Genomic DNA, 21,159 nt, shown 5'->3' on the forward strand with positions numbered 1-21,159 from the left:
TATTTAGAATTTGTAAGTAGTAAATGTTATATTCAGACCGTAATCAAATTACTGCTTGTTCCATATTTTGGATAACGAAGGCGGGTGGAGTCCAGAAAGATGATTGAGATGCATAAAAATAGGGAATCAAAAAAATGGACATAATTCTTCCATGACTTCGAATGATGCATTACCTATTGGTTTTGGTGTATGATTTGAAGGTATTACATTAATGATAGGAGTTTTAACATGAACATCAAAAAAATAGGTACAGGCTTCATTCTGTCAGCCATGCTCATCACAGGGGTTGTGGGATGCAGCGCCTCTAAAGAACCGGACCAAAACAAAGGTGAAGCAGTAGACCGATCTATTTCAGAATATACAGACGCAGTCAATATAGCCTATGGAGAAGATTTGTTCACTGAAAAAACGAGTGAAGGCGAAAATAGCGGAGTTGAATACCGTTCATTTGTGGATAAGGAAAAAGGCTACAATTTCAATTTCAATAGCAAAAAAGATCAATTGACATACGTCCAATTTAATTTTCCTAAAGAGGATAAAGATGCAGATAAGGTCATGAAGGTCCTATTAAAGGAAATCGGATATAATATTTCTGATGAAAATTTAGGGAAATTGAAAAAGGATTTACTGATGACCTATGACTATAGTTGGGAAGAAGCCTTAAAAGGGAAAAAACCTAAAAATAAAATGAAAATTAAACGAAAAGCCATTCTTGATGAGGAATATATCCTCCAATACGCTAAGTATGAAGGCAACGCTGGCAAACATACATATGTTTTTAGCATTATTGATAAAAGTAATTTCGTGAATACAAAAGAAAAATAATGAATAAAGGCCTTCAAATACATTGGTAAGAAGGCCTTTTATCTTTAGTTGAAACTAACGCATTGCGAAAAATCAAAAGGTATTTGAAGATTTTTGCCGAAAAAGAATCTGTAAAGAAAGGGGGAAATGTATGAAGATTAGAGAAGCCAATATATTGGATGCTGATGGAATTGCTAAGGTGCACGTTGATAGTTGGAGGGCAACTTATAAAGGAATAATGCCAGAAGAATTGTTAAACCATTTATCATATGAGAGTAGAACAGAGCTTTGGAAAAAAAATATAAGCGATAAAAACAATTATATTGTTATTGCTGAAAATGAGGAAGGACAAGTTATCGCTTTTGTAACGGCAGGAAAAAGAGAAACAAACCTAGTGGAAAATTCAGGCGATTTGACTTCGATTTATGCATGTGAAGAATATAAAGGTAAGGGTATTGGAAAAAAACTATTACAAGAGGCTTTTTCACATTTTAAAACCATCGGATATAATAAAATCTTTGTAGAAGTATTAGAGGACAATAAAACAAAATATTTTTATGAATATTATGGTGCAGAATTAGTAAATACTGTTCAGATAAAAATTGGCGGAAAAGTGTTAAATGAATCTATATATGAATGGGATTCCATAGATAAGGTACTTGCTAAATTGCAAATAACAAAGCTTCCTTGACTAATTAGACTGACTATTCTATAATTACTGATAATTAAAGTGGATTTTCATTTTTTAAACACAATGATAGAGAGAGTAAGCTGTTCAGACATCTGGCAGAGAGTTCCGGTAGCTGAAAAGGAATAGATAGAGAAAAGCTGAAAATGGCTCTTGAGTGGCGCACCGATATGCTATTGATTCGTATTAGTTGCATCTAGGCTGCGACAGGTTTGCCTGTTATAGCAATAAAGTTCGATCCGGATGTTTAGGATTTGTACTTTTCAAGGCTTGCATTGTGAAATGTAGGTAAATGGAAGTGGTAACACGTGATAATAGTCTCGTCTTCTTTATAGAAGATGGGACTTTTTGTTTTGATTGCTGCATACCGTCCATTTGGATGGGCGATATGATATATATGCAAAATTCAGCTTCATGGGGAGGAAACAGATAATGAGCAATACTTTCAAACAGGCAGTTAAGCGTGATCAAGCACCTTTCAGGGCGGATCATGTGGGTAGCCTACTGCGTCCGCACAGCGTAAAAGAAGCGCGCCTTCAATTTCAAAATGGGGACATAACAATAGAGCAGCTGCGTTCTATTGAAGATGTTGAGATTAAAAAAGTAGTGGAAAAACAAAAGCAACTTGGTTTCAAGGCGGTAACCGATGGGGAGCTGAGACGCTCTTGGTGGCATTTTGATTTCTTGGCCGGTTTAGAGGGAGTCGAAAAGGTACAGACGAATAAAGGGTATGCATTCAGCGGTGTGCAAACGAAAGCGGAAGCAATTGAAATAAATGGGAGAATCGGTTTTTCCGAGGCACACCCTATGCTGGAAGACTTCCGTTATTTGAAAAGTGTAGCGGGGGAGCATATTGCCAAATTCACTATTCCTTCACCAGCCATGCTGCATTTGGTGGCTGTAGTCAGAAACGAACAATATGAACCTTTGGATATGTATAAAGAGAATGAGGATCTCTTACAAGATATCATACAAGCCTATCAAAAGGCCATTCAAGCATTTTATGATGCAGGCTGCCGCTATTTACAGCTGGATGATACATCGTGGGGAGGGTTGAGTTCTAAGGAAACTCGTAAGAAATATAGCGATAGAGGAATTGATCCAGTCCAGCTAGCAAAAGAGTATGTTCGTTTGATTAATGAATCGATCAAAGACAGACCAGCTGATATGATCATAACGATGCATATTTGCCGAGGCAATTTCCGTTCGACTTGGCTCACTTCAGGGGGCTATGATCCTGTTGCGGAAGAACTGTTTGCGAATGCAGAAGTGGATGGCTTCTTCCTGGAATATGACAATGACCGTTCAGGGGATTTTAAGCCGTTGCGTTATATAAAAGGCCAGCAAGTTGTTCTTGGATTGATTACGTCTAAAACCGGAGAGTTGGAAAACCGGGAAGGCATTTTGAAGCGCATTGAAGAAGCGGCTGAGTATGTAGATATGAATCAACTATGCGTAAGCCCCCAATGCGGCTTCTCTTCAACAGAAGAAGGAAATATCATTACCGAGGAAGAGCAGTGGAAGAAGCTTGAATTGGTTGTAAGTATAGCAGATGAAGTATGGAAATAAAAAGGAATGGACCCTGTGGTATGCGGGGTCCATTCCTTTTTGCATTAGTCTTTATTATGTTGTATCTTTGTGTTTTTTTACAATAATAAAAGCTTGGCCCTTATATAGGTTATATAGGGGTTTACTGTTTAATCAATTTTCACAACGATTTTCCCGATATTTTTACTTGCTTCCATATGTTTATGCGCTTCGGCAATCTTTTCGAAAGGAAAGACCTTATCGATGATGGGCTTAATCGTTCCATTCTCTAGCAAAGGCAAGTACTTATCTGCAAACTCCTGGGTTAGTCTTGCTTTATAATCGTTACTGCGTGTGCCTAGCAGAGTTGCATTTATTTCAACACGTTTGCTGAAAAGGGGCATGAGATCCACTTGTTCTATTAACGATCCCCCGAGAAATCCAATTAAAACCATTCTTCCATCGAGAGATAACGAGGAAATATTCTGTTTCCAGTAGGATGCCCCAATAAAGTCCAAGATGAGTTGGACCCCTTCTCCGCGTGTGATATCTGCAACTTCTTCGTCAAAGTTCTGCGTTTTGTAATTAATGGTGTAATCGGCACCTAGTTCTCTGCAGAAAGCCAGTTTTTCATCGGAACCTGCTGTAACAATGACCTGGGCATCCGCCAATTTGGCCAATTGAATGGCTGCCGTGCCAACACCACTTGCACCAGCATGAATCAACACCCACTCGTTTTGTTTTAGAGCGCCGATCCAATGCAAGGTTTGATAAGCCGTAAGGAAGACTTCCGGAACGGCGGCTGCTTGTTCGAATGTCCAACCGTCAGGGATTTTCATGGCTCTGGCAGCTTGTATGGCGGCAAATTCCGCATATCCTCCGTTATTTAAAAGGCCAAATACTTTATCGCCCTGCTTCCAATCGGCAACGTCTTTTCCCACTTTTTCTACGATGCCCGAAATCTCAAGGCCCAAAAGCTGTTCATTTAATGAGTTGCCCGGATAATTTCCTTTTCTTTTTTCTATATCTGCTCTGTTGATGGATACTGCTTTTACTTGTATTAACAATTCATCCGGTTTGATGGAAGGTTTTGTCCGTTCGGCTATGGAGAGCTCCTCCGGCCCGCCAGGTTGTTTGACTATGATTGCTTTCATTCTGTAACTCTCTCCTATCCTGGTTCATTCAACCTCATGTTCGATGTTCTTTGCTAACACTCTATACCCTGAATGGCAGAGGGTAAACAGGACGAAGCGGGGATGCCTGGCACTATTTGGCTGCTTCTGTGTCGTTAGCCCATATTCGGTCAAGGTGATAGAACATAGTCATTAAGTGCGCCCGTGTAATTGCTTCATTCGGCCTGAAAGACTCAATGGATGAGACATTCAAATAGCCTCTCACTACTCCTTGGTCATATAGCCATTGAATGGCATCGTTTTGGGAAAGCTTTTTTTGGGTGAAAGCCTCTGCGAGCATGATGGCAGCTTCTCCGCGCGTCAAGGTCGAATAGGGTTTGTTTTTAATAGAAAGCCCTTTTTCTTTTGCGAGAGCATAGACGGTTTTCTGTGATTGGTCTTTAAAAGAGTCGCCCAGAATATAGCGGAAGAAGACGTGCAAATACTGCAACTCAGTCATGGATTGCCCTGGTTTCAGTTTTTTCTCTCTAGAATAGCCAAGGATGATTCCTTTATCCAATGCCCAGGCGAATGGGACAGACCAGTATTGTCCGGTTTTATAATCGGTAAAAGTGGATGGATCAACCTTATGGGACGGTGGAAGCTGTAATGATTGGATCCATTTATAGACATCATTAATCATTTCTTCAGATACGTTGCCGGAGGTGACATATTCAGTGATGCCATCCGGTTGCCCGCTGTAATTTCCTAAGGTGTGGAACATATTCGGATAAAGCTTATATAGGACATTTGATTTTCCCTTTAATTCCTCTTTCCATTTATCCAATTCTGTGGGAGGCACCTGAATATCTTTGCCGCCTTGTATGATCAGCATAGGCTTATTTTGCTTTTTGGCTAATGATGTTGGGATATAATCACGCAAATCAAACCACCAATAAGGGTTTCCAAGGGCGAATTCGGTTGGCAAGCGTTCTGTTGTGTAGCTGTGGTCATTAAGGAGTGCTGTTTGTTTTTTCAAAATAACTACTTGTTCTTCCGCTTGTTTGATCTGTTCCGCAGGAGCGTTAGCTTTCTTGGCCCGTTCTAAAATTTGTTCAGTTTGCCACAAGAGGAGCTCATGAAATTTACTGTTAGGGCCTGCAGCATTGATGACACCTCTAATATCATCACTTGTATCATTGTTGAGAATGAGCGGCATGGCGAAAGCTCCCTGGCTGTGCCCAAAGACAAATAATTGTTGAGGATCAATGCCGGGTTGTGTTTTTAATAGTTTGATAGCTGCATTGGCATCCATAACCGTTTCTTTTTGAATGGAATAATAAGGGTCGAGCACCGTCTTGAATTGATGGGCATTTGTCCGCTTATCATATCGGAGGACGGCAATTCCTTTGCTTGCCAGGCCAGCTGCAAGATCCTTGAATACCTTATAGGAATAAAAGGTTTCGTCTTTATCGTTTGGACCTGAACCGTGTACGAGTACAACTGCTGGATGAGGCCCTTTTCCTTTCGGGATGGCCAAAACTGCCGGCAGCGCAAATTCGCCAGAGCCTACTACAAGTTCCTTTTCGGTATATGTTTTTTGATCATAGGATGGTGCTTTATAGGGAAATACAGTGGAATCAAAGGTTGCGTTAAAATCGTCTATTAGCCCTTTGTCGTCATATCGGAGAATAATATTCACTTTCGTTGCCTCAGTCGCACAAATGAGTGTAACGTTCGTGTGAACTCCATCTTTTTTTATGTGTACATTTTCTATCTTTTGTGGTTTTCCATAGGGGGCAAGAAGTTGCTGCCATATGATCGGCAAGAGCTCGGCTGGAAGATTCTTTTTTAAGTTAGCGTTCAGTGTTTGATAGGCTTCTGCATATTTTTCTTCAAGCATCTTTTGATAGAAAGCCTTTGCTTGGTCATCATAATGAATGGTCGTGTTTTCTGAGGCAAACACCGGGGGTGCAGAACCGAAGCTGCCGGCTAAAGAAGTTATTCCAACCGTGCCGGCTATGAATAGTGTGTATGCGATTGTCCTTTTTTTCATAAATACCTCCATCTAGTTTTCTTTTAATCTTATCATTTATCCTTATATAAATTAACAAATAAAGGAATTTTTAAAGGTTTTCTTTTGGAAGCCATCCTTTTTAGGATATTTAGTAGGAATAAATTTGTTGGGGCAGGATTGCAAGAGCAGTGTATAGAACCTATTGCAGTAGAAAGGGGATGATATTGACGGATATTAAGACAATAGTGAATGAGTATTTTACATCCTGGAATGATAGCTTCATAAGTAAGAATCCGGATCCAATCAGGTACTGGATGTCCCGGCAATTTATAGGCTATTGGTCATATTCAGGTTTGGTGCTGCCAGAGCAATATGGCTACCAGTATGACCTTGAACGTGTGCTGGTTCAATATGGCAAGGCGGAAAAGAGTTTTGAAGCGGCCCTAATTGCTGAACGCGATGGAGGTAATGAGTATATCGTTTCCGGAAGGGAAAAGAATCTCATTGATGGTGTTCCCCATTACGCCCAATGTATGTTTCTATGGAGAAAAGAAGAAAAAGGCTGGAAGTTATTGAGGGAATATATCGAATTGGAAAAGTGACTTTTTGTTACATGTGAAGGATGGAGAGGAGTTATTATATGATAAAAGGTCTTGTGCCCTATTTAGTTACGAATGGAAACGGCCAGGAGGCTATTGCGTTCTATGAAAAAGCATTGCATGCAGAAGTGTTGAATGCCCAGACATTCGGCGATATGCCCGGCCCTGAAGGGAAAGAAGCACCTGCTGAGATGAAGAATCTTATCCTTAATGCGCAATTAAAGGTAGGGGAAGCCCAACTCATGCTATCGGATGAATTCCCTGGAAATCCTTATCAAATCGGTTCTCAAGTTACTATAGCTATAATAGTTGATGATGCCAGCCAAGCACAGCAACTATTCGGCAACCTGGAGGAAGGCGGTACAGTGATTATGCCATTGCAGGAAACGTTTTGGAGCCCGGCGTATGGACAAGTGTTAGATCAGTATGGCGTTACCTGGAAAATTTCTACAGAATTGGCCGAGCAGAATCAGAAAGAAATGTAACGTGGAAAAAGGCTCGCCATAAAGGGTGTCAACTTCAATTTCTGCCATCCATTAAGAAGAATAGATAGAATGAATAGCAGTGGTTAAAAATGGAAGGGAGACACTTTTGCAAAAAGCAAGCCAGGAAGCGTATGTGGGTGGCTCGACTTAGGACCCAATAAAATGTGTAGAATAGAGACCGGGCTGCATCCACTCGGTCTCTTTTACGGCACTCTGAAACCTCTTATTTCACACTTTACTGCAGCGTTGGAAATCCATACATAAACTTTACATGGCATTCATCCGCCCTACATAATTCAAAGCCTATAATAAGAGAGGGATCCCTGATCGCCTAATGATAGCTATACACATAAAGGAGGAGTTTGCCTGTTTGTCATCCGATCCAAAAGCGGGGCCATTCTTGGTTCAATTGAAAAAGAAAAGGAAGGGCAGGAGATTACATTTTGCACTGAGGAAGAAGCACACTCCATCATCCCTATTTTGGTCAATAGCCTTCCGCCGGATGAATGGATAATCATCCCTATCGGAATGGATTAATGCCAACTTGCCAATTGAATGAGTACTGAAAAGCCCCCTTCTATTCAAGGATAGTCTGTTAATAATCATAGATCCCTCAATGCGCTCCTATTTTGTTTTCATTGTTTTTTCAATAAGAATATTTTTACTCCAAAGGCATTCATCCACTTTCTGTAGAATATATATAGGTGATATGGATTTTGGAGGTTTTCGTATGTTTACATTTGGAGAAGCTTTATTTTTTCAATTTTTTATTTGGTTCATATTCCTATGTGCGCTTTATTTTGTGGTCAAATGGGCTGTAAAGAATGCTATTAATCAATCCATGCTGTTTTCCGATGAGGAGAGGGGAAGCAACCATAAAAGGGAAGTGGCCAAAGCAGAGGAGAGATGGAATCTCAAAGATGAAAAGGATGCCGGGGAATAAAGCAATCGGAATGGAGAGATACCGGCAAACTATATCCAATATGTGCATTAGGGCAATGAGAAGGGGAAGGGATAATAAAAAAGCTTATGAATTGTGAAGAATATAATGATCCGATTTTATATGATAAAGAGAACGAGGGATACATGCCAGAAATGCCTTTATTGCTTAAATGGGCTGAGAAAGAGGAAGAAGGGGCTATCATTGATTTGGCCTGTGGAACTGGCCGGATGACTTTGCCGATGGCCTCGCTTGGGTACCGGATAATCGGCGTTGACAGACATAAAACAATGTTGGAGGCAGCGAAAAGCAAGGCGGAGGAAGCCGGACTCGCAATCGAGTGGGTCCGGCAAGATTGTACATCATTGCACTTGACTGCCCCTAGCCATTTTATGTATTCGGTTGGCAATTCATTTCAACATTTCTTGACAAATGATGACCAGGATGAATTATTGAAATCTGTCAACCGGCATTTGTATATGAATGGCACTTTTATATTTGATACTAGATTTCCAAGCAGAGAAGAATTAATGCAGCCGCCTACGGAAGAATATTGGAAATCATACACTGATGCTGGAATGACAGTAGATGTATATACGGTCAGCGAGTATGATGACCTTGAGCAAATTCAGCATTATATAACAATCCGTAAATATTGCGATGCAGCTGGGATGATATTGCGGGAATCGAGAACGTCTATAAAACTCAGGTATACGTATCCTAAGGAAATGGAAAGGCTGCTTAAAAACCATGGATTTGAGATTGTCCATGTATACAATGGGTGGAACGAGTCAGCCTTATCAAACGATTGCTATCAAATGGTGTATGTATGCCGAAAGACCCATACAATAGAATGAATAGTATTAATGTGAATGGAGCAGACTGAATTCAATTAATAGGAATATGAATCCCTGAATAAAAAAGAATTAAGAATAGGTAAATAAAGTATTGAAAAGTGATTTAATTTAGTATATTGTATAAAACAATAAATATTCAGTAAAGCAAAGATGAGGACATGGGCTGCTTGAAACGTTTACAGAGAGGGAAGAAAAGCTGAAAACTTCCTAACGCAGAAGAGTATCTTACCGCCTTTGAGCTGCATTGGGGAATGACAGTATCCAGTGCCGTAAAGCTACGTTACAGCTCCAAGCCATATGTTTTTATTCATTATGGGAAATTGGGTGGAACCACGAATATGACGCATTCGTCCCTTTCTGAGGGATGGATGCGTTTTTATTTAGGCTATTTTCATACACTTTGTCGTTTATAGAACTGCTACTGGATAACCGCTTACTAAGCGGAAAGCAAAAGATTCACATCGGATGAGGGCATGTCTGAGTGCATTACCAAACTTAAAAAAAGACAATCCTTTGAACAGAGTGTTTTTTTTACCATACCGTTATTGCTTTGATAAGGACATGGATTATTTTTACGGTCTACAGAGAGGGGAGGATTGCTGGAAACTCCTTGGCTTAGGAAAATCATTCACCGCCTTTGAGCTGCGTTGGGGAACTGAAGTATCCAATGCCGTCCATGCTGCGTTATAGCACCAAAGCCATAAATGTTTCATTTATGGAAAATTGGGTGGAACCACGGGTTTGAACGCACTCGTCCCTTATTCAGGGACGGGTGCGTTTTTGTTGATTCAAACCATTCCTTTAAGCGTTCACTATACTAAAAAGGAGTGTAATAAAGAATGGTACAAAAAAAGATTAAGATCCAATTTCCTGATGGGCAAATAAAGGATTTTCCAATGGGCATTCGTGTAGCTGAAGTAGCTGCATCCATCAGTAAAGGGCTAGCGAAGAAAGCTGTTGCCGGAAGAGTGGAAGGGAAGCTTGTGGACATAAGCTTCAATTTAGATAAGGATGCTTCCTTATCAATCATTACAAAGGACTCAGAGGAGGGGCTTGGCATAGTGCGCCATACATGTGCACATATACTGGCACAGGCTTTAAAGAGATTATATGGCGAGGTGCAACTGGGAGTCGGTCCGGCGGTAGAGGATGGCTTTTATTATGATTTTCAGATGGAGCGCCATTTGACTGTAGACGATTTACTGGATATCGAAAAAGAAATGGAAATAATCATCAATGAGAATTTAGAAATTCGGCGGAAGGAGATGTCCTACAAAGAAGCAGAACAGTATTATCTTAAGGAGAAGAACCATTTTAAAACGGAGATTCTTAAGTCCATTCCCGAAACTCAGATTATCACTTTTTATCAGCAGGGAGAATTTATTGATCTATGCAGAGGTCCTCATCTTCCTTCTACTTCCTTTGTTAAAGCATTTAAATTGACTAAGGTTTCTGGCGCATATTGGAGAGGGAACAGCGACAATGAAGCAATGCAGAGAATATACGGTGTCGCTTTTTATCAAAAAAAGGATTTGGATGAATATTTGCTGTTCCTGGAGGAAGCGGCCAGACGGGACCACAGGAAAGTAGGAAAGCAATTGGATTTATTTATGTTCTCCGAGGAAGCTCCCGGAATGCCGTTTTATTTGCCGAAGGGGCAAATCATTCGGAATGAATTAGAGAATTTTTCCCGTGAACTGCAGAGTCAAGCTTATTACGAGGAAGTCAGGACACCATTTATGTTAAATCAGCAGCTTTGGGAAAAATCTGGCCATTGGGACCATTATAGGGAGCAAATGTACTTTACAGAGGTGGACCAAACAAGCTACGCATTGAAGCCGATGAATTGCCCTGGCCATATGCTCATCTTTAAGAATTCTTTGTATTCTTATCGTGACCTCCCGATCCGATTGTCTGAGTTCGGCCAGGTTCATCGCCATGAATTCAGCGGAGCTTTGAATGGGATGCTTCGTGTCCGGACTTTTTGCCAGGATGATGCCCATCTGTTTGTTCGCGAAGACCAAATAGAAGCAGAAATCAAACAGATTTTTCATTTGATCGATGAGGTATACCGTACTTTCGGATTTGAGTATTCTGTAGAGCTATCGACTCGTCCAGGTGACTCTCTTGGCGATGACTCATTATGGGAAGCATCGGAAGGAGCGTTGAAAAATGTATTGGATTCCTTAGGGGCAGCGTATGCGATTAATGAAGGTGATGGTGCATTCTATGGACCGAAGATCGATTTTCATATAAAGGATGCTTTGAAAAGAAGGCATCAATGTGCAACGATCCAATTGGACTTTCAGATGCCGGGAAAATTTGATCTGACTTATGTGAATGAAAAAAACGAAAAAGTTCGTCCTGTTGTCATCCATCGTGCAATCTTTGGGTCAATTGACCGTTTCTTTGCCATATTGATTGAGCATTTCTCGGGGGCATTCCCTGTTTGGCTGTCTCCAGTACAGGTGCAATTGATACCGGTATCTGATGTCCATGAGGGCTATTGCACTTTGGTCCGGAAGGAATTGCAGCAGCACGGCATTAGGGTGAAAGTGGATGCGAGGAATGAGAAGCTGGGTTATAAAGTCAGGGAGGCGCAAATGCAAAAGGTGCCGTACACAGTTGTTCTTGGTGATACAGAGGAAAAAGAAAAGACAATGAATGTACGAATTTATGGTAAGAAGGAATCGAGCAAAGTTGACTTGGCCTCTTTTATTGAGCGAATATCTGAACAGATCAGACAGCGTAGTCTATAGAAGAGAGAGGATGGAATGCTTATTTCCATCCTCTTCCCTTTTGGCCGGCATTACTTTTGAGCAAGAATCCGTTTAGCTGCCAAGTAGCCTGATGTTGCATTCATGCCGCCTCCAGGCCAAGTGGAAGCTCCGCTGATATAAAGCCCTTTAATTGGCGTATCATATTTGGAAGCGCCAAAAAATGGGCGGAAAACGTAGTTTTGGTTGATATGATGGCTTCCGGATACACTATCGCCTTTCCAGAGATTCATATTATCATTCATTAAGTCTTCAGGAGATAGAACGGTATGGGAAAGAATGCTTTGTTTAATATTAGGCGCATACTCTTCGATTTTATCAATCACCCGTTCAGCGTAGGCTTCTTTCATATCAGCCCACTTTCCAGGTCGGATCTTGCCGTCGCGGTCGGCGGTCGGCTCGAAAGGAAGAGCGCGTACCTGTACCCATAGAGTATGCTTTCCTTCTGGTGCACGCGATGGGTCGGATGCTGTTTGTTGCCCTATCACAAGCATTGGGGAGCTTGGCAATACACCATTGATTGCGTCTGTATATGTTTCTGATATTTCTTTCACATAAGGCCCGATATGGACATAAGTAAAATTAGAAAAATCTTCTCCAGCATTCCATTTAAGAGGTTCATTCAACGCCAAATGAATCATCATCGTTCCAGGGCCATAGCGATATTCTTTTGCTTTTTGGACAAACTGGGAAGGTAAATGTTCTTTTGCGACCAAGCGGGTGACCAGCTGTGTAGGCGTTACGTTGGCGAGAACTGCTTTTTTTGCAGAAAGCTGTTTGCCGTCCATAAGCTCAACCCCGACTGCACGGCCGTTCTTAACGATGATTTCCTTGACATCATGGTCAGTTAGGACAAGGCCTCCATTATCTTCAATCGATTTGACCATCGCATTGATCAAGTTGGATATCCCGCCTTTTACGATCGGCATGCCATTTTGATAATCACTTGGCGCTTCTACAAATGCAAAAGTGGCGCCCCCTGAAACATCCGGGCCGTAATCCAGATGGAATCCCCAAGGAATGAAAAGGGATTGGACTTTTTTATTCTCGAACCATGATTCAGTGAATTCACGGGGCGATTTTAAAGTCAATTGTGCTAAATCAAAGGCGCCTTTCATTTTCAATGATTGCACTAATTTAAGGGCTTGTTTTGCTGCATCGCCTGAAGGCAATGTTTTTTGCATTAAAGGCAGAAAAAGTGGCGCTGTTTTATTGAAGTAAGCAATCAGTTCCTTCCAGGCTTCAGCATCATGCTCGGAGTGCCTGCGGATTTGCTGGTCTGTCTTGTCTGCATCGCGATAGATGGCAAGGCCATCCCCATCCGGAAAAACATTCGAATAAGGCTTGTCGTGATTAATCACTTCAAATCCATTTTTATGTAGCTCTTCCCCGTAATTGGCATACAGTTCACTGCCCATGAATAAGCCTACATTCGTAGCGTACAAATCATGGATAAATCCGGGTTTTGTAATTTCGGCCGATTTAGAAGCTCCGCCGGGAATGCTTGCTTTTTCCAGGACCAGTACCTTTAATCCTGCTTTCGACAATACCATTCCAGCTGCTAAGCTGTTATGTCCGGCTCCAATAATAATGACATCTGCATCGTTCATAATATCCACTCCCGTTCATCTGTCATTCTGAATGCTCTTATTTAAAGCACTCAGAAGCGTCTCTGTTTTTCATTTCCCTCTCGGTTTTACATGTGTTATTTTCTGAATGATAGAAAACACCAATCCTGCTAAGAATCGGAATCAGAGTAAAGAAAACACCTATAACCGCATCAACACCAGTATAGCATTTATTTTCTGAATAAACTGAAACAGTGATTGCGGCTATAAGAATGGAGGGAAGAGAATCGGATGTAAAATACGTTGCTATTGGTGGAATTTGAATATCATGGTAACCTAATGAAAGAATGGATTAGATTAAAAAGGAGTTTGACTAGTGAAAGCGTTAAAATATATCTATATGTTTGTCATCTTTTTGATTATACAATGGTTCTTTTATACCTTTGTTGCCAGCAGCGACCATGGAACCACAATGCTTGATATGCTGGTTGTTTCAATTGTTTTTACAGCTATCATGTTTATCTTTGATCAAATAGCAATCCGCATAAGAAAGTAAGTGTTCAGTTAATGGCCTGTATTCCTGATGGGATGCAGGTTTTTTTATTGTCTTTGTTTCAATGGGAGTTAAAAGGGCTATTAATTCTATTACATAAACATCTCGTTTGGATTAATTCATAGAGAGGAAGAGGGGAACAGGCATTTGTTAAAGAAAAAGATACTGATTATATCTATCTTGCTCAATTTGTTTTTGGTTACAGGAGCCGTATACTGGTTTATTAATGTAGGGGGAATTCCATATATAAAAGACCATCTGACATCCAAAAAGTATAGCCCTCCACAAATAAAGATCAGGGACGATGCCTTAAGCCTCTTGGGAAGCCATCAGAAAAAGATAGTTTTTCTAGGTGACAGCCATACTAATTATTTTGAGTGGGGAGAATATTTCAATGGAAAAAGTATTGCGAATAGGGGAGTGGCAATGGACACTACCTCTAATATGGTGAAGAGGCTGAATGGGGTAAATGAGCTTCAGCCTGAGAAAATATTCATTATGGCTGGCATTAATGATTTACAGCAGGGCGTAAAAGAAAAGACTGTTTTACTCCATTATAAAACAATCATTGATAGTCTTCTCAAGGAAAATCCACAAGCCCACATCTATATACAAAGCACAATGCAGGTGAATGTGAAGAAATATAAAGAGCATTTTTATAAAGATGCCAGCAATCTTAACGAAATGGTGCCAAGATTAAATAAACAGCTGAAAAGCTTGGAGGGCCCGCAGATCACCTATATTGATATTAACCGCAAAGTAAGCGGCGATAATCAATTAAATCCTGAGTTGACAGTCGATGGATTGCATCTGAATAAAAAAGGCTATCAAATATGGGTTGATGCTATTGAATCTTATGTATCCTCGAAGTAAGCATACTTTGCTTTCGAATTACCTGCTGACATGTATTTAATGATGGATTTCATATAGCGAGGTCAGTTAGACAAAAAGGGATTTTTTTTATTACATTGCCGTTTATGTAATATATATAGGCAGATATGGGTAATGAACATATAGGTTACACATTACAAATTGGAGGAGATAAGCATGGCAACAACAAACCATATGGAAATGCTGCAAAACCTTGAAAAGGCAATTAAAGACCAGTTATCCAATGCAAAGGACCGGTTGGTTATCGTGGAGCAACTGCGGGTTGATCCTATGAACGAAGAAGCCCAAAAGGGATTGAGGGTTTTAAGTGAAGAAAATAAGGAGCTATACCGGATTTCCCGTGAATTGGAAACATTTTTTTCGTAAATAAAAAGCGATGATTAAATCATCGCTTTTTGTTATTTTCCTGGTTTGTTTCATAAAGAAACGGGTAAGGAATAAGTATCATTAATTCAATACGCGTGTTGCACTTGAGAAGGCTCCTGGGCTGTATGAAGAAATCTTAATAACATCGCCAGTTTGTGGAGCGTGGATGTATTGTCCGCCTCCAATATAGATGCCTACATGATAAGCAGGTCTGCCCATAAATACTAAGTCACCTGGTTGTACAGAGCTAGTAGAAATTTGCTTACCGACATTTTGTTGGTCTCTTGAAACACGTGGAAGGCTGACTCCTGCTGAACGGAATACATAGCTTGTGAAACCTGAGCAGTCGAAACCGCTAGGAGTAGTTCCACCCCAAACGTAAGGGAGACCTAAGTATTTTTTAGCTTCTGAAATAATAGCAGATGCACTGCCTGAAGCCACGGATCCACCTAGTGAAGGAGACGTGCTTGGTGCATTATTGCTGCTGGAATTGCTTTGATTTGAAGAAGCTGTATTATTTGTTTGTGTTGATGTTTGTTCAGTTGCCTGAGTTTGTGAAGCTTGATTATCAGAAGCTTGTGTTACAGCTCTGCTTTGTGCTGCTTGTCTAGCTGCAGCTGCTTCACGTTGCTTGCGCAATTCTTCTGCACGACGTTTTGCTTCTTCTTCTGCTTTTTTCTGAGCTTCTTTGACTTTTTTCAATTCTACTTGAATCACTTGTTTTTGCTGTTCAATTGCTTTTTTCTCATTGCTTGCTTGTACTTGCTTTTTAGTGATTGTTGCTAAATCTTGGTCAAGTTCCGCTTTTTTAGCTTTTAACTCGCGATCTTTCTTCTCTAGTGTTTCAGATAACTGTTTATCGCTGTCCATGATTGTCATAACAGCATTTGTCTTTTGGAAGAAATCTGAAAGTCCTTCAGAAGAAAGAAGGATCTCGATGATATTAGATTGTACTGTTCCGTTCGATTGGATATTTTCTAAACGTTCTTTTGAAAGTTCAAGAGTGCGTTTATATGAATCTTCTAAAACCACAATATCCTTTTTAGTTGTTTCTACTCTAGCTTCCGCATCTTTTACTTGTTTATTCAATTTATCTACTTTCTCGATTGATTGAATAATCTTGTCATCCATTTTTTGAATTTTAGTTTGTAACTCTTCTATTTTTTGGTTGTATGTACTAGGGTTAGAGGTTACCGTGTCTGTAGCTGGAGCTGCAAAAGTAGGAGTTACTTGAAAAAGTAGTGCTAGTGACAATCCAGCTGCCACCACTTTTTTCTTTGTCGAAGTCTGCATACTAATTCTCCTTGTTCTTAAAAATAATTTATATACACTGTTCTTAATCCATTTACTAGTTTATTGTTAATTCAGAGGAAAAACAATGAAAATAGAAGGATGTAATAAAAACGTGTTCTGTGTAACACAAATGTAATATTTCAGATTATTTTGTAACTATTTGTCTTAATATGCAATGGTTCACGTATAATCGAATACATATAAACGATACTCCGCTCGCATAATGAACAGGAAAATGTTCATTACTGACCCAAACGAAACAAGGCCGATTGCTCCAATCGGCCTTGTTTGTCGTCATGTTATGAATGAAGAGGAATGGTTCTCTTCTTTGTTAGGGAGACAGAAGAACCTTTTTACAGGACAGTTGCCCCTAATGAATGCTTGAAATGTTCGATTGCCCATTGGTGCCCTGCCGGATTGAAGCTGGCGGTAGCCCGTTCATGGATAGTGATAGTATACCCTTTGTTGTAGGCATCAACTGCGGTATGCAGGACGCATATATCCGTGCATACTCCGACAATATGAAGATCGGTGATTCCTCTTTCACGCAGGCGTATATCCAAATCGGTGCCTGCAAATGCAGAGTATCTGGTTTTATCCATCCAATGGATGAGGTTGTTGCCTGATTCTACTGCATCTTTATATACGTCATTCAATTGGCCATATAATTCCCTTCCGGTTGTTCCTGCAATATTATGTGGAGGGAACAGCTTCGTTTCTGGATGATAGGGATCTTGCTCGCTATGCATGTCGATGGCAAATACCACATACTCTTTTTGTTCTATGAAATCCTTTGTGATTTCTATTATTGCATCTTCGATAGCCTGTCCTGGTTCACCACAGGTCAGTGCGCCATTTTCAGCCACAAAATCATTTGTATAATCTACATTAATCAAGGCTTTTTTCATTAAAAGCACTCCTTTTACAATACGTCTTCCTTTTATTATAGTTTGATATTCATCGATAGAAAAGAGGTGATGGGATACTTGGATTTCATTCTGTCTTTGTTTGCCCATCCAGTCAGAACGGGATTATTTTTCGGTGCTTTCCGTATTGGAGCAACTCTTCATACGGGTCTCCATCAAGCCCAAGTAATAGACAAAAAGCAGGTTCGGTTTTTAAACCTTGTCGTTTAAGTTCAATGATTTTGTTGCGTATATCTGGTTGTTCTTTTAAAATTTCATGTTCGATTACCATATGCCGATAAGCATTTTGGTGTGTCACCGGCTGGTTTTGCGCAAATATTTCTATAATAAAACCTTTATGGGCAAAGGAACAAGTGACTGCCGGTGTTTTACGCACCTGTTCTTTTTTTAATTGAAAATCCGGTTTATGCCTATATAATTGTGAAACAAGAATGCTGAACTCTTGCAGATCGTTTACCTCCACAATGATGTCAAGGTCAGAGTCTTCAATATCAATGTTGAGGGGGATTGTTCCGCATAATGTGGGTTGGTAGGAAACCAGATTTTCCATGATGCAGAGGCCTTGCAAGCATTCGAATGCTTGCTGCTGCTTACGGGTACCATTCTTCAAATAGTCGAGTGAAGTAAACATATGGCATCTCCTTTATGGATATGAAATAGGAAGAGCGGGCATCTTTTCAGGATTATAGAGTTGAATCCAATGTTCAGCCTCTTCAATAAGCCAATTGCCGATGCTGTTCAATAGGTCAATCAGTTGTCTTTCATCCGAAACAGGATCGATAGCAAGCTTAAGGACAGCCATCATTTCTTCAGATTTATCGGGATATAGTTTGCAAAATAAGGTGTAAGCAGGAAAAAGGTCCCGTGTATAAGCATGTTCAATCGGAATGGTTAAGGCCATACCTGCACGGACCAACTGTTTTGCTATCCATTGGCAGCACTCCTTTTTGTCATCATCATCGTTATTTCCCTGTACATCATCTTTTGCCTGCTGGATGTTAGTGCCGATCGACATTAAATGAAAATTGGCCACTGGTGAATCGCATTCGTATTGAGGCAGTTCTGGAATGAGATTGTCTCCATAAACGCAAATACTATGGGTCTTGATCATGAACGGAAGTATATGAAAATGTGATTGTTTCTTTAACAAATCAACCTGGACAAACTGGATTTCTATTCCAGTAATACAAGGATTATTATGTACAAGCTTCTCTTCTGTTTCCTGTCTCCATGCTGTATTTACCTCCGTATATGGTTTATTGATTACACAAATGGAATCCAAATCGGAAACACCTTCAATCCCAAACCCCCTGGGAATAGATCCTCTTATGTAAATACTGTGGATCGTTTCGGCCATATGTTCCAAATAAGCAGCTTTCAACTGTTCGATGGCTTGCATAAAGCAGTGCGGCACCTTTGATAAGCTGGAATCGTTTAAGATTGTTCCTGTCCCATCCGTGGGGCAAATACTGCCTATGTTCTTTATAATAGCCATTCCATTCACCTTCCTTTCATATATAATTAGTGATTTGAACTAATATTTGTTTTGAAAGATTCCAGTATGTGTTTAATAGATGTCTAAATGTGTGGTAACATCCATGCACGTCGCCAACAATAAGCAAATCCATTCAATTAGCCTCATTTCTGATCTGTTTTTTATCTACTATTATTTTACACAATTCTAACTTGATGGAAAATAAATGGATTTTTCAGGTTGATTACTATAGTTTTTGCTTGCTGATTAGCTAATAAATGAAAAAAAGAATACTGATTTCGTAGAAGTCTTGCATTGCTGTAAAAAATCTGTTATTCTAATGGAGAATTATTTTTGTTCGGTTTAGATTGATAAGTCATAGTAGCTCGTCTATAGATTTGAGCAAGGATAGTATTAACATGTGTGGGTACACACGTAGGAGGCAACAAATATGGAACATGGTAAAGTAAAATGGTTTAATGCAGACAAAGGTTTTGGATTCATCGAGCGCGAAGGTGGAGACGATGTATTCGTACATTTCTCAGCAATCCAATCTGAAGGCTTCAAATCTTTAGACGAAGGTCAAGAAGTTTCTTTCGAAGTTGAAGAAGGACAACGCGGACCACAAGCTACTAACGTAGTGAAATTATAATTAATGCTTTAAAAAGAACAGGCTCTCTTGGGCCTGTTCTTTTTTTGTTGATATTGAATGTATAATGATGGCTAAGTGGAAGACCGTTTTTCAAAATGGTGATTGTAGGGATAGAACGCATTGGTTGGTTCTGTGGCTAAAGAGAGAAGGTACGTAACCTTCTTATAGGAAGAAACAGGCGAGTAGCCTTAGGGCTTGAAGGCAGGTTGCGGCTATACGGAGCAACATATAAGCATGTTAAATAAATGGCCATATTTGAATGTTTCATTCATGAGGTTTGGCGGTTTGATGCAATAAAAAAACGGTTCCGAATCGGCAAGGTTCGGAACCGTTTTTTATATAGACAGAGTCGTTCATAGTATGCTGGATAGAAAAGTTGGCTGCCATCGAAGTACAGCTGCCTTCCATATACAACAAGTAAAATAAAATGGTAACGTAAGTATATCACAGATTCCTCACAATCCCTAATGATTTTATTCACAAAGTGCAAATGGTGACAAATTCAGGTCTATGCAAGGAAAAAACTTAAAATGGATAAACATACAGACGTGATCAACATGGCTACTAATGGTTTAAATGCTTTCTTGCGCACTTCGTTCAAGTGGATGTTCAATCCAAGGCCGACCATTGCTGAAGTTAAGCACCATGTAGTAAATACAGCCGTCCCATCAAAGACTTTCTGCGGTACATCAATATACGTGCCGAATACATAAGTGCCGATTAAGCTCATTAGTACAAAACCGATTAAAAAGTAAGGGAAAGCGATTTTTTGCTTCTCTGCTTTGTCTTGTTTCCGATTAAAAATGGCAATAAGAACAAAGCAAAGTGGAACAAGGAAAAAGACACGCCCTAATTTGGCAAGTAAAGCCATGGCGAGCGGATCTTCCCCTGCAGGCGCAGCAGCAAGAGCGACATGTGCCAATTCATGAAGGCTCAGACCGCTCCATATGGCGTATTCTGTCGCATCTAAAGGCAAAATAGGTCTTAATAGTGTATAAACAATAGCGAAAATAGTTCCCACTAATGCGATAATCCCTACTGAAATGGCAGTCTCATCATCATCCGATTTCACGATGGGGGCAGTTGCTGCAATAGCTGCAGCGCCACAAACACCTGTCCCAATTCCAAGAAGCAACGAAATTTTGCTGTTTCCTTTAAAGTATTTGGATAGCCAAAGCATAAACAGGATGGCAAAGGCAATAACGAAGATATCCTTCAATAAAAGAAGAGGGCCTTCAGAAAGTAAAACGGCTATGTTTAGTTTAAGTCCGTATAAAATAATCGCTAAACGCAGCAGTATTTTTGAAGAAAATTGAATACCTGATTTAATCGAATTTGGATAACCCCATATTTGCCGGTAAATAACCGCAATGATTATGGAACAGCCCATTTGTCCAATCATTGATATGCCAGGAATTTTTGCAAGTAAAAATCCGATAAGTGCAATTAAAAATGTAAATGCGATGCCGCCGGCCATTTCCGCAGGGCTGCTCAGTGGTTTACGGGCGGCTTTTTCTTTCTCTATAGACATCTTGTATCCTCCTTCATATTCCAGTATCTTAAAGATAAGTGATTTTTACTTATAAGAAAAATAAATAATTCGTATAGTGACCATAAGTAATTACTTATA

General features: G+C 40.1%; 20 protein-coding genes and 2 other annotated features. Of the genes, 12 read left to right on the forward strand and 8 right to left on the reverse strand.

Annotated elements, in window-relative coordinates; genetic code table 11:
* Positions 1-228: 228 nt before the first annotated feature.
* The 3 genes from ABC357_RS03075 to ABC357_RS03085 all read left to right on the forward strand — a co-directional run bounded on the left by ABC357_RS03075 (position 229) and on the right by ABC357_RS03085 (position 3,061).
* Positions 229-825 (forward strand): hypothetical protein, encoded by a 597-nt coding sequence (locus ABC357_RS03075; protein WP_412886087.1) that lies wholly within the window; start codon positions 229-231, stop codon positions 823-825.
* Between the two features lie 130 nt (positions 826-955).
* Positions 956-1,495: a GNAT family N-acetyltransferase gene (locus ABC357_RS03080; RefSeq protein ID WP_412886088.1), complete on the forward strand. Its 540-nt coding sequence runs from the start codon at positions 956-958 to the stop codon at positions 1,493-1,495.
* Positions 1,496-1,549: 54 nt separating this feature from the next.
* Positions 1,550-1,823 (forward strand) — a binding site (T-box leader).
* 101 nt (positions 1,824-1,924) lie between these two features.
* A complete protein-coding gene (locus tag ABC357_RS03085; RefSeq protein WP_412886089.1) occupies positions 1,925-3,061 on the forward strand; it encodes a 5-methyltetrahydropteroyltriglutamate--homocysteine S-methyltransferase in 1,137 nt (378 codons plus the stop codon).
* Between the two features lie 128 nt (positions 3,062-3,189).
* Here the strand turns inward: ABC357_RS03085 and ABC357_RS03090 are convergent, their stop codons facing one another.
* Entirely contained in the window at positions 3,190-4,173 is a 984-nt protein-coding gene (locus tag ABC357_RS03090) for an NAD(P)H-quinone oxidoreductase (protein WP_412886090.1), read from the reverse strand.
* Between the two features lie 112 nt (positions 4,174-4,285).
* Complete coding sequence (locus tag ABC357_RS03095; RefSeq protein ID WP_412886091.1) at positions 4,286-6,187, reverse strand: serine aminopeptidase domain-containing protein; 1,902 nt, start codon at positions 6,185-6,187, stop codon at positions 4,286-4,288.
* A 179-nt stretch (positions 6,188-6,366) separates the two neighbouring features.
* Here ABC357_RS03095 and ABC357_RS03100 point away from each other — a divergent pair, with 179 nt between their 5' ends.
* The 5 genes from ABC357_RS03100 (at position 6,367) to thrS (ending at position 11,788) form a co-directional block, all read left to right on the forward strand.
* The gene (locus ABC357_RS03100; RefSeq protein WP_412886092.1) at positions 6,367-6,750 is read left to right on the forward strand and encodes a DUF4440 domain-containing protein; all 384 of its coding nucleotides are present in this window, start codon (positions 6,367-6,369) and stop codon (positions 6,748-6,750) included.
* Positions 6,751-6,788: 38 nt separating this feature from the next.
* Positions 6,789-7,232, forward strand: a complete 444-nt coding sequence (locus ABC357_RS03105) for a VOC family protein (RefSeq protein WP_412886093.1) — start codon at positions 6,789-6,791, stop codon at positions 7,230-7,232.
* A gap of 730 nt (positions 7,233-7,962) precedes the next feature.
* Positions 7,963-8,175 (forward strand): DUF6019 family protein, encoded by a 213-nt coding sequence (locus tag ABC357_RS03110; protein WP_412886094.1) that lies wholly within the window; start codon positions 7,963-7,965, stop codon positions 8,173-8,175.
* Between the two features lie 86 nt (positions 8,176-8,261).
* Complete coding sequence (locus ABC357_RS03115) at positions 8,262-9,029, forward strand: class I SAM-dependent methyltransferase (RefSeq protein WP_412886095.1); 768 nt, start codon at positions 8,262-8,264, stop codon at positions 9,027-9,029.
* Between the two features lie 541 nt (positions 9,030-9,570).
* Positions 9,571-9,791 (forward strand) — a binding site (T-box leader).
* 77 nt (positions 9,792-9,868) lie between these two features.
* Positions 9,869-11,788 carry a threonine--tRNA ligase gene (thrS, locus tag ABC357_RS03120; RefSeq protein WP_412886096.1) on the forward strand — a complete coding sequence of 640 codons (1,920 nt, stop codon included), beginning with the start codon at positions 9,869-9,871 and terminating at the stop codon, positions 11,786-11,788.
* 50 nt (positions 11,789-11,838) lie between these two features.
* Here the strand turns inward: thrS and ABC357_RS03125 are convergent, their stop codons facing one another.
* A complete protein-coding gene (locus ABC357_RS03125) occupies positions 11,839-13,416 on the reverse strand; it encodes a phytoene desaturase family protein (protein WP_412886097.1) in 1,578 nt (525 codons plus the stop codon).
* A gap of 334 nt (positions 13,417-13,750) precedes the next feature.
* Between ABC357_RS03125 and ABC357_RS03130 the strand changes: the two genes are divergently transcribed.
* The 3 genes from ABC357_RS03130 to ABC357_RS03140 all read left to right on the forward strand — a co-directional run bounded on the left by ABC357_RS03130 (position 13,751) and on the right by ABC357_RS03140 (position 15,184).
* Complete coding sequence (locus ABC357_RS03130; RefSeq protein WP_412886098.1) at positions 13,751-13,930, forward strand: hypothetical protein; 180 nt, start codon at positions 13,751-13,753, stop codon at positions 13,928-13,930.
* A 144-nt stretch (positions 13,931-14,074) separates the two neighbouring features.
* Complete coding sequence (locus ABC357_RS03135) at positions 14,075-14,800, forward strand: GDSL-type esterase/lipase family protein (RefSeq protein ID WP_412886099.1); 726 nt, start codon at positions 14,075-14,077, stop codon at positions 14,798-14,800.
* A 174-nt stretch (positions 14,801-14,974) separates the two neighbouring features.
* Positions 14,975-15,184, forward strand: a complete 210-nt coding sequence (locus tag ABC357_RS03140; protein ID WP_412886100.1) for a hypothetical protein — start codon at positions 14,975-14,977, stop codon at positions 15,182-15,184.
* Between the two features lie 81 nt (positions 15,185-15,265).
* On the opposite strand, the gene ABC357_RS03145 is transcribed toward ABC357_RS03140, so the two are convergent.
* The 4 genes from ABC357_RS03145 to ABC357_RS03160 all read right to left on the reverse strand — a co-directional run bounded on the left by ABC357_RS03145 (position 15,266) and on the right by ABC357_RS03160 (position 18,898).
* Entirely contained in the window at positions 15,266-16,477 is a 1,212-nt protein-coding gene (locus ABC357_RS03145) for a C40 family peptidase (protein ID WP_412886101.1), read from the reverse strand.
* A gap of 353 nt (positions 16,478-16,830) precedes the next feature.
* Positions 16,831-17,385 (reverse strand): cysteine hydrolase family protein, encoded by a 555-nt coding sequence (locus ABC357_RS03150; protein WP_412886102.1) that lies wholly within the window; start codon positions 17,383-17,385, stop codon positions 16,831-16,833.
* Positions 17,386-17,497: 112 nt separating this feature from the next.
* Positions 17,498-18,034 carry a DUF4269 domain-containing protein gene (locus tag ABC357_RS03155; RefSeq protein ID WP_412886103.1) on the reverse strand — a complete coding sequence of 179 codons (537 nt, stop codon included), beginning with the start codon at positions 18,032-18,034 and terminating at the stop codon, positions 17,498-17,500.
* Between the two features lie 12 nt (positions 18,035-18,046).
* Entirely contained in the window at positions 18,047-18,898 is an 852-nt protein-coding gene (locus ABC357_RS03160) for a nucleotidyltransferase family protein (protein ID WP_412886104.1), read from the reverse strand.
* 430 nt (positions 18,899-19,328) lie between these two features.
* Here ABC357_RS03160 and ABC357_RS03165 point away from each other — a divergent pair, with 430 nt between their 5' ends.
* Positions 19,329-19,529, forward strand: a complete 201-nt coding sequence (locus ABC357_RS03165) for a cold-shock protein (protein WP_412886105.1) — start codon at positions 19,329-19,331, stop codon at positions 19,527-19,529.
* 508 nt (positions 19,530-20,037) lie between these two features.
* Here the strand turns inward: ABC357_RS03165 and ABC357_RS03170 are convergent.
* Entirely contained in the window at positions 20,038-21,060 is a 1,023-nt protein-coding gene (locus ABC357_RS03170) for a YeiH family protein (RefSeq protein WP_412886106.1), read from the reverse strand.
* Positions 21,061-21,159: the final 99 nt, after the last annotated feature.

It is taken from the genome of Bacillus kalamii (genome assembly GCF_047238185.1).
GTDB lineage: Bacteria > Bacillota > Bacilli > Bacillales > DSM-1321 > Bacillus_AD.